The organism is Brevundimonas sp. (genome assembly GCF_041648615.1).
Classification (GTDB): domain Bacteria; phylum Pseudomonadota; class Alphaproteobacteria; order Caulobacterales; family Caulobacteraceae; genus Brevundimonas.
This window is the reverse complement of record NZ_JBAZOS010000034.1, coordinates 24,726-33,971: the sequence shown is the minus strand read 5'-3', so window position 1 is coordinate 33,971 and position 9,246 is coordinate 24,726. Positions and strand designations below refer to the sequence as shown.

Annotated in this window: 7 protein-coding genes and 1 pseudogene; 5 read left to right on the top strand and 3 right to left on the bottom strand. The window is 68.6% G+C overall.

The features are described 5' to 3' along the window. Window positions 1–658, bottom strand: a pseudogene (locus WC555_RS12390) (hypothetical protein); the annotation flags it as partial. Between the two features lie 263 nt (window positions 659–921). On the opposite strand from WC555_RS12390, the gene WC555_RS12385 reads away from it, so the two are divergent. Beyond that, on the top strand, window positions 922–2,463 hold the full coding sequence (locus WC555_RS12385) for a tryptophan halogenase family protein (RefSeq protein WP_373253986.1): 1,542 nt from the start codon (window positions 922–924) through the stop codon (window positions 2,461–2,463). Window positions 2,464–2,470: 7 nt separating this feature from the next. On the opposite strand, the gene WC555_RS12380 is transcribed toward WC555_RS12385, so the two are convergent. Next, window positions 2,471–3,172, bottom strand: coding sequence for a DUF6445 family protein (locus tag WC555_RS12380; RefSeq protein ID WP_373253985.1), 702 nt, complete (start codon window positions 3,170–3,172; stop codon window positions 2,471–2,473). 187 nt (window positions 3,173–3,359) lie between these two features. Next, window positions 3,360–4,043, bottom strand: coding sequence for a L,D-transpeptidase (locus WC555_RS12375; RefSeq protein ID WP_373253984.1), 684 nt, complete (start codon window positions 4,041–4,043; stop codon window positions 3,360–3,362). A gap of 468 nt (window positions 4,044–4,511) precedes the next feature. Between WC555_RS12375 and WC555_RS12370 the strand changes: the two genes are divergently transcribed. The 4 genes from WC555_RS12370 to ilvG all read left to right on the top strand — a co-directional run bounded on the left by WC555_RS12370 (window position 4,512) and on the right by ilvG (window position 9,245). After that, window positions 4,512–4,664 carry a hypothetical protein gene (locus WC555_RS12370; protein ID WP_373253982.1) on the top strand — a complete coding sequence of 51 codons (153 nt, stop codon included), beginning with the start codon at window positions 4,512–4,514 and terminating at the stop codon, window positions 4,662–4,664. Window positions 4,665–4,764: 100 nt separating this feature from the next. Continuing rightward, on the top strand, window positions 4,765–6,519 hold the full coding sequence (locus tag WC555_RS12365; RefSeq protein ID WP_373253981.1) for a dihydroxy-acid dehydratase: 1,755 nt from the start codon (window positions 4,765–4,767) through the stop codon (window positions 6,517–6,519). Window positions 6,520–6,522: 3 nt separating this feature from the next. Next, a complete protein-coding gene (gene ilvC, locus WC555_RS12360) occupies window positions 6,523–7,536 on the top strand; it encodes a ketol-acid reductoisomerase (RefSeq protein ID WP_373253979.1) in 1,014 nt (337 codons plus the stop codon). Window positions 7,537–7,538: 2 nt separating this feature from the next. Then, window positions 7,539–9,245, top strand: coding sequence for an acetolactate synthase 2 catalytic subunit (gene ilvG / locus WC555_RS12355; RefSeq protein ID WP_373253977.1), 1,707 nt, complete (start codon window positions 7,539–7,541; stop codon window positions 9,243–9,245). Window position 9,246: the final 1 nt, after the last annotated feature.

Genomic DNA, 9,246 nt, shown 5'->3' with positions numbered 1-9,246 from the left:
AACTGGTGCTGCTGCCGCCAGCGCCGCCGCCGCCGCCGCTGAAGCCGCCGCCGCCGCCCGCGGCGTTGGACGAACCGCCGGCGCCGCCCGAACCGCCCAGACCGCCGCCTCCACCGCCGATGAGGCCAGCGGCGCCACCTGCGCCGCCCGTTGCGACGTTACCGGTGAAGGCGACGTGGCTGACGCTGACAGCACCCGAATTGACGAAGATGGCTCCGCCGGCCCCGAGGCCCCCGCCCCCGCCGCTCGCGCCGGCGCCGCCGATGCCGGCGCCGCTAAGGCTGCCGAAATTGGTTATGTCGACGGCGTTCGCGCCGGCGTCGACGAAGAAGAGACGGTACTGGCCGTCGCCGCTCAGATCGAAACCCCCGCCGTTGACGACAAGGGCGTCGGTCAGGGTCGGAAGCAGACCCGTCAGGGTGACGCTGCCGGTCAGCCGGATCGTGTCGGCCCCCGGATGCAGATTGGCGGCGTTGATCGCCGCGATCAGGCTGGCCGTGCTGTCGGCCGTATACTCGTCGGCTCGGGCGAAGCCGGCTGTCATCGCGATTCCGACCAGGGCGGTGCTGCCCAGCAGGGCGAAGCGCCGCATGCCATCGTGGCGCGCGCGCGCGCTGGAACGGGCGGCGAACGCCGCACTCTTGATGGTCCTGGTCATGGCGACGCCCCCGAGACGCCGCCACCAGGGCGAGCCTCAACAAAACTGCTACTCGCCGAACAGTCTGCGCGCGGGAGCATGGCCAGTTAGGGCCGGGTTAAGAGTTTGTGAACCATGCCAACGTCCCAGTTTTGGGACGAACGCCGTTTTTTCTCCTTTTTGGAGAACGGGTTACGCAGAGTAAGCCAGAGCGTTGAAACGGATGCCGCGCCTTGCGCTGGTGGTCACCCGATGCGACGACGCCCGCTCACAGGAACTCAAAAATGCCGCCTGCCGCGTTTCCCGAACATCTCGTCATTCTGGGCGGCGGCAGCGCAGGCTGGATGAGCGCCGCCTTCATGGACCGGACGTTCAACCGGTCCGGAGACCGGCGGCTCAAGATCACCGTCGTCGAATCCGAAGCCATCGGCCGCATCGGCGTGGGCGAGGCGACCATCCCGTCCATCCGGGACTTCGCCCAGTACATCGGCATCGACGAGACCACGTTGATGGCGCGCACCTCGGCCACGTTCAAACATGGAGTCCAGTTCGAGGACTGGTCCGGGATCGGCGAGACCTGCTTCCACCCGTTCGAAGCCTTTGACGCCGCCTTCGGCTACAACGCCGCCCCCTCCTGGCTGGCGCGCAAGGCCCAGGGCGTGGCCGGGGCGTTCGCTCTGGAGTCCGGAATCCAGTGGGCCCTGGCCCGGGCCGGCCGATCGCCCAAGCGTCTGATGGACGACGACTACAAGGCGTCCTTCCCCTATGCCTACCATCTCGACGCCGAAGCCTTCGGCGACCTGCTGTCCGAAATCGCGCAGGCGCGCGGCGTGGAGCGGATCCTCGGCGAGGTCGTCAAGGTGCGCGAAAAGAACGGCGAGGTTCTCGGCTTCGACCTGCGCGACGGTTCGAAGGTGGACGGCGATTTCTTCCTCGACTGTTCGGGCTTCGCTTCGCTGTTGCTGGGCAAGACGCTGAAAGCACCCTTCGTCTCCTATGCCGACCACCTGCTGTGCGACCGCGCCGTGGCCATCCGCGTCCCGCGCGCCGAGGGCGAGCCCATCCCGCCCATGACGCGGTCAAGGGCGCTGTCGGCCGGCTGGATGTGGCGCATCGGCCTGCAGAACCGGGAAGGCATCGGCTACGTCTATTCCCGCGCCCACCTGAGCGAGGCCGAGGCCGAGGCCGAGTTGCGCGCGACCGCGGGCATTCCGGACGACGTTCCCGCCCGCCATCTTGCCATGCGCGTCGGCCGGGCCGAAAACGCCTGGACCGGCAATGTCGTGGGGCTGGGCCTCGCCGGCGGCTTTATCGAGCCGCTGGAATCGACCGGCCTCCACATGGTGGAATTCGGTCTCAAGATGCTGGTCCGCTACTTCCCGCTTTCGGGCATAAACCCGGAGTCGCGGAACCGCTATAATGACGTCATGGCCTCCCAGTACGACGATCTGCGCGACTTCGTGGCCGCCCACTACAATCTCAGCGGTCGCCGCGACACGCCGTTCTGGTGCGAAGTGGTCAAGCCGGAGCGCACGCCGGACCGGGTGAAGCAATTGATGGGCGTCTGGGCGGATCGTCATCCCTCGCGGGAAGACATCGACATGCAGCAGACCCTGTTCAACCACGTCAGCTGGCAAGCCATCGTCTACGGGATCGGCCAGGCGCCCGCAGCGGCGATGGCGAATGCGGCTCGCTGGACGATCGAGCCGGGACGGCAGATTCCCCACCTGGTCGCCGGCCTCGCCGCGGCGATGGAGCACCTGCCCAGCCATGATCTCTGGCTTGAAGGCCTGCGCACCCTGCCCGTTACGGAAGGCGGCTGGTGACGCCCGCCTAGATCGCGAACAGGAAGGCGGTGACCGTCAGGCGGCCGGTGCGCGGATCCGGCGAGAATTTATCGTCGACGTGGATGTTCGGGGAATGCAGCATGCTGGCGCGATAGACCACCAGTCGATCAAACGCCGCATCGACCTTGGCCATGCGGTCATAGAGCGGATGATTCTCGTCCGGGAAGGTCGCGGGCAGGATCTGGCTCTGCAACTCCTTGGCCAGCGTCTCGTCGTGGATGATCTCGCGCTCGGCGTTCAACCGCTGAAAGCCGGTTTGCTTGTGTCTGAAGAAGGATGTGCCGCCGAACTCGGGCCCGCACAGATAGTGGACGAACGCGAGGTCGTGATCGCCGGTCCGGTCGATGTGAGGGACCCGCTGGTTGTGCTTCATTTCCCGACCGGATCGGGTGACCATGGCGAAGGACGCGGCCAGCGACATGGGCTGCTCCACCGGTATGCCGAAGACACTCTGCAGCAGTGGTTTGAGCGCGCCGTGGACGTTCAGCATATAGACTTCGGGGATCGGGCTTCGCAGGCCCGGATAGGCCGCGCCAGCGGGGCCGTAGGTGCAATCCCGCGCCGCGAAATCCACCAGCCGGTTCGGTTCGGCCATCATGCCGTCGATGACCACCAGAGGCTCCGCCTCCGGGCCGACGTTGTAAACTGTAAAGGGCGCTTCGGCGTTCAGTCGGAAGTCGTAGGACATCCACGACCCATGCCTTGTGCAGCCGGTCTTGTCATCCTGTAGCGCGTCTGGCGGGAAGTACCCTCCCCTGGCTGTCAGCCAGCCGCGACGGCCCGGGCCGGGTCTCAACCGCGCTGCGGTCTGCCGGCTGCCGCAAGGAGACAAGTTGGCCGTGAACTGTCCCCACCGCCACGCGCTGCATTGGCCTCTAGCGCCCGGCGAGTTGGCCGGGAAAGACCTCATGGATCGGTTTGGTTTCCGGCAGAATATAGACAACCCCCACGGTTCCCTGGAATTCCGCCTGCACGACGTCCTCGTAGAATTTCACGGGTACATTGATGCAGCCGAACGTGATCCGGCGGCTCAGGGCTGACCGCGGCGCCAGTCTCTCAAGGCGGTGCTGGCTCGTGCCGGCGTCCAACACCCGATGCAGCGCCAGGGCGGAATCGTAGTCGATCCAGAGGATGTCCTGGCCCGCCAGGTTGAGGCCAAAGGAAGCGTCAAAACGGCCAGCCGGGGTGGTGCGCTCCTCGGGACGGATCTGCGAGAGCTTCCGGTCGCCGACGCCGGGCGCGGAATCGTCCCCGACGGCCAGACCAAGCAGGGCCGTCGTCGCGCCTCGCAGATTGGCCCGGCCGTCAAACACGAAGACCTTGGTGTCCTTCTTGTCGACAATGATGAACGGGCGGCCCTGGTTGTCGCCCGTTCGGATGACCCAGCTGGCGGTTTCGCGCGCATCGTCAGAGGCGGATTCCCCGAGGAAGTCGGCGGAACCCGTCGCCGCCGGCGGGCCCCCGGCGGCCCATGAGCCATCGCTCGCGTACACGGGGCGGGCCGAGAGGGCCTCAAGACAAAGGACGCCGAGGGTCGCCAGGGCCAGGCGCCGCAGCATGCTCATCGAAACACCGGTCAGGAGTGTGGCCATGGGGTCCTCAGGGCTATCTGCAGAGCGGCATGCTGCCGGCCCTTCGAAAGGCGGATCGCGACCAGCCGAGTCTCATTTCGGCGCCGCCGGTTGCGGGGACAGCAAGCCCTGAGCCAGACTGGCTGACGGGCGGACCTGACAGCCTCACCGGCCGGGGCCGGCGTCACCCCTCACCTGGCCCGATCTCACGCAGCGATGGTCGCGGCCGGAAATGGCGGAGCGTCGGTGATCCCCAATATCACCCGCCTGACCGATCTTCCGCGGCCCGGCGGACGCTTCCCGGGGGAGGCCCGTCCGGGCCGGACATGATGTTCCTTGCGCGGGAGAACCTTGCGCGAACCGGCCTTCTTCCACCTCAAAACGCAATAATATTGCCCAGCATCTTGTGCGACGCAGCGAGCCATGGTTACCTTGCGCTTCAACAGGAGTTTCGACGTGGCCCATCGCGCCCGCATCGCTGACCGCGCCATCGCCGTTTCGGCGATCGCGACGGCGCGCGCGCCGAACGCCCTGATCGCCCTCCACAGCCTTATTCTCGTCGTGACGCTTGTGCTGCTCCCCGGAGCGGTGTGGATGCACGCAACCTGAACCCAAGCCCCTTCAGGATCGCCCGCAGCCACCCGCTCCCGAAAGGAAGCGGGTTTTTTGTTGCGCGCGGTCCGGACCTCTCCCGGAACCGACGCCCGCCATGACGCAAGATTTCACCTCACGCCCCGGACCGGACGGCCGCCCGCCGAACGCGCGCAGCCGCGCCGTCACGGCCGGCCCCAGCCGGGCCGCCGCGCGCAGCTATCTGCGCGCCGCCGGCATGCAGGACGCCGACTTCGACAAGCCGATGATCGCGGTGGTCAACACCTGGTCGTCGGTGACGCCGTGCAACATGCACCTGGACCGGCTGGCGAAGGACGTCCGCGCCGGCATCGTCGCGGCGGGCGGCTGGCCGGTCGATTTCAACACCATCGTCGTCACCGACGGCATCTCCATGGGCACGGCGGGGATGAAGGCCTCGCTGATCAGCCGCGAGGTCGTGGCCGACTCCATCGAACTGGCCGTCGAGGGCCACCAGCTGGACGGCGTCATCTGCATCGTCGGCTGCGACAAGACCATCCCGGCGGCGGCCATGGCCCTGGCGCGGATGGATATCCCCGGCCTGGTCTATTACGGCGGCACCATCCTGCCCGGCCGCATCGGCGCGCGGGAAGTCTCGGTCCAGGACATCTTCGAGGCCATCGGCGCCCACGCCGCCGGGGCGCTGGACGACGCCGGACTGCAGGCCGTCGAAAGCGCCGTCTGCCCCGGCGCCGGGGCCTGCGGCGGCCAGTTCACCGCCAACACCATGGCCATGGCCCTGACGGTCATGGGCCTGTCGCCCATGGGCGCCAATGACGTGCCCGCCGTCGATCCGGCCAAGGGGGCGGAGGGCGAACGCTGCGGCCGGCTGATCGTCGAGCGGGTGTTCGCCGGCGACACGGCCCGCAAATACATCACCCGGGCCAGCCTGAAGAACGCCGCCGCCGCCGTCTCCGCCTCGGGCGGCTCGACCAACGCCGTCATGCACCTGACCGCCATCGCGGCCGAGGCCGGCGTCGAGTTCGGCATCGAGGACTGCCATCAGGCCTGCGTTGACGCCCCGGTGATCTGCGACCTGAAGCCGGGCGGCCGCTTCCTGGCCTCGCACCTGTTCGCGGCCGGCGGCACCCGTCTGGTGACCCAGCGGATGGCGGCGGCGGGCAAGATCGTCAACGCCCCCACCGTCAGCGGCCGCAGCCTGTTCGCCGAGGCGGCCGAGGCCGAGGAGACCCCGGGCCAGCAGGTCGTCGCCGACTTCGCCGCCCCGGTCATGGATCGCGGCAGCTACGCCGTCATCTACGGCGACATCGCGCCGGACGGGGCGGTCATCAAGCTGACCGGCCACAAGGTCGACCGGTTCGAGGGCCCGGCCTGCGTCTTCGACAGCGAGGAAGACGCCTTCCACGCGGTCCAGGACGGATCGGTCGGCGAGGGCGACGTCATCGTCATCCGCTATGAGGGCCCCAGGGGCGGTCCCGGCATGCGCGAGATGCTGCAGGTCACCGCCGCCCTGAAGGGTCGCGGCGTCGACAACGTCGCCCTGATCACCGACGGCCGCTTCTCGGGCGCCAGCTACGGCTTCGTCGCCGGCCACGTCTCGCCCGAGGCGGCGGCCGGCGGCCCCATCGCTCTCATCCGCGACGGCGACCGCATCGCCATCGACGTCAGCAACCGCCGGATCGACGTCGACGCCGATCTGGTGAAGCGCCGGGCGGGGTTCGCGCCCCAGCCGCTCCGCCCGGCGCACGGCGTCTTCGCCAAATATCGCGCCTCGGTGGCCTCCGCCGCCCAGGGCGCCGTGACCATTCCCGATCCGCCGCCGGTGCAGCGTCCCGCTGAAACCGAAACCCGATCCGCCCGAGAGGACGCCTGAACCATGGCCATCACCATCTACACCAATGACGATATCCGGCCCGGCGCCATCGCCGGCCAGCGCATCGCCATCATCGGCTACGGCTCGCAGGGCCGGGCCCACGCCCAGAACCTGAAGGACTCCGGCCACGACGTGGTCGCGGGCGTCCGTCACGGCGGCAAGGGCTGGAAGAACGCCACCGCCGACGGCGTCCCGACCGCCGAACCGGCCGAGGCCGTCCGGGACGCGGACATCATCGCCATCCTGACCCCGGACATGATCCAGGCCGAGGTCTATCGCGACGTCATCGAGCCCAACGCCAAACAGGGCGCCGCCATCCTGTTCGCCCACGGCTTCTCGATCATCTACGGCCGGATCACGCCGCGCGAAGACATGGACGTGATCCTGGTCGCGCCCAAGGGGCCGGGCGATCTGGTCCGCCGCGAGTTCCAGCGCGGCCGCGGCGTCCCCTCCCTGTTCGCCATCGAGAAGGACGCCACCGGCAAGGCCCGCGATCGCGCCATGGGCTACGCCCGGGGCAATGGCGGGGCGACCGGCGGCCTGCTGGAAACCACCTTCCGCGAGGAGACCGAGACCGATCTGTTCGGCGAACAGGCCGTCCTGTGCGGCGGCGCCAAGGAGCTGGTCATGTCCGGGTTCAACACCCTGGTCGAGGCCGGCTACCAGCCCGAGATCGCCTATTTCGAGTGTATGCACGAGCTGAAGCTGATCGTGGACCTGTTCTACGAAGGCGGCATCACGAAGATGAACGAATTCATCTCGGAGACGGCGAAATGGGGCTCGGTCAAGTCCGGCCCGCGCGTCATCACCGACGAGACCCGCGCCCGGATGAAGACCATCCTGGACGAGATCCAGTCCGGTCAGTTCGCCCGGGAATGGATCGCCGAGAACGAGGCCGGCAAGCCCCGCTATGACGCCTGGGTCAAGGCCGACAGCGAGCAACCCATCGAGATCACCGGGGCGAAGCTGCGCGAACGCATGGCCTGGCTGCACGCCCCCAAGTCAGAAGCCGCCTGACCATGACCGGCTCCGCCGCCCGCATTCCCGAACCCGCCGCCGCTCCCCGGAGCGGCGCCCGCCTGCTGGTCTCCACCCTGGAGCGGCTGGGGGTGGAGGTCGTGTTCGGCTATCCGGGCGGCGCGATCATGCCCGTCTATGACGCCCTGGCCGGGTCGGCGCTGCGCCACATCCTTGTCCGGCACGAACAGGCCGCCGCCTTCGCCGCCGACGCCTACGCCCGGCGCAGCGGCAAGGTCGGGGTCTGCCTGGCCACCTCCGGCCCGGGCGCGACCAATCTGATCACCGGCATCGCCAATGCGATGATGGATTCCGTCCCCATCGTCTGCATCACCGGCAATGTCGCCCAGGGCGTCATGGGCACGGACGCCTTCCAGGAGATCGACATCCTGGGCGTCACCCTGCCGATCGTGAAACACTCCATCCTGGTGCGCGATCCGGCCGACATCCCGGCGGCGGTGGAGGAGGCGTTTCACATCGCCGCCTCGGGGCGTCCGGGGCCGGTCCTGATCGACCTGCCCAAGGACGTCCAGGTCGGCCAGACGACCGAGGACTTCGGCTTCCCGTATCCGAACACGGTCGCGACGATCGACCACGACGCCATCGCCGCGGCGGCGCAGGCCATCCGCGCCGCCCGGCGTCCTCTGATCTATGTCGGCGGCGGGGTGAAGATCGGCCGGGCGACGGAGCAGGTCCGGGCCTTCGCCGACGCCACCGGCATTCCGTCGGTCGCGACCCTGAACGCCCTGGGGACCATCCCCACCGACGCCCCCGGCTTCCAGGGCATGCTGGGCATGCACGGCACGCGCGCGGCCAATGAGGCGGTGCAGGAGACCGATCTGCTGATCGTCTTCGGGGCCCGGTTCGACGACCGCGCCACCGGCAAGCTGGCCGAGTTCGCGCCCCACGCCCGGGTCATCCATTTCGACATCGACGCCTCGGAGATCGGCAAGCTGCGCGAGACCTGGATCCCGGTCGCGGGCGAACTGGCCCCCGGCGTGGAGGCCCTGACCGCGCATCTGGCCGGCCGGACCCTGACCATCGATCCGTGGATGATCCACTGCGCCGTCCGGGTCCAGCGCACCGCCTTCCGCTACGACGACGCGCCGGGCGAAGGCGTCTTCGCCCCGGCCCTGCTGAAAGCCGTGTCGGAAGCGGCCGGCGACTCCTTCGTGGCCGCCTGCGACGTCGGCCAGCATCAGATGTGGGCCGCCCAGCACTGCCGCTTTTCGAAGCCGGAGGCCCACATCACCTCGGGCGGCCTGGGGGCCATGGGCTTCGGCCTGCCCGCCGGCATCGGGGCCAAGCTGGCCGATCCGGACGCCACGGTCGTCGTCATCGCCGGCGACGGCGGCTTCATGATGAACGTCCAGGAGCTGGCGACCCTGCGCCGCTACGGCGTGGCGGTGAAGATCCTGCTGCTGGACAACAGCTCGCTGGGACTGGTCCGCCAGTGGCAGGAGCTGTTCTTCGCCGGCAACTATTCGGAGATCGACCTGTCCGACAATCCGGACTTCGTCCGGGTCGCCGAGGCCTTCGGCATCGAGGCCTTCCGAATTAGCCGACGCGAGGAGGTTCAGGCCGGGATCGCCCGCCTGCTGGCCGCCGACGGCCCCTGCCTCGCCCACGTGATCATCGATCCCCGGGAGAATGTGTGGCCGCTGGTCCCGCCCGGAAAGAACAACGCCGAAATGATGGAAGGCGCCTGAC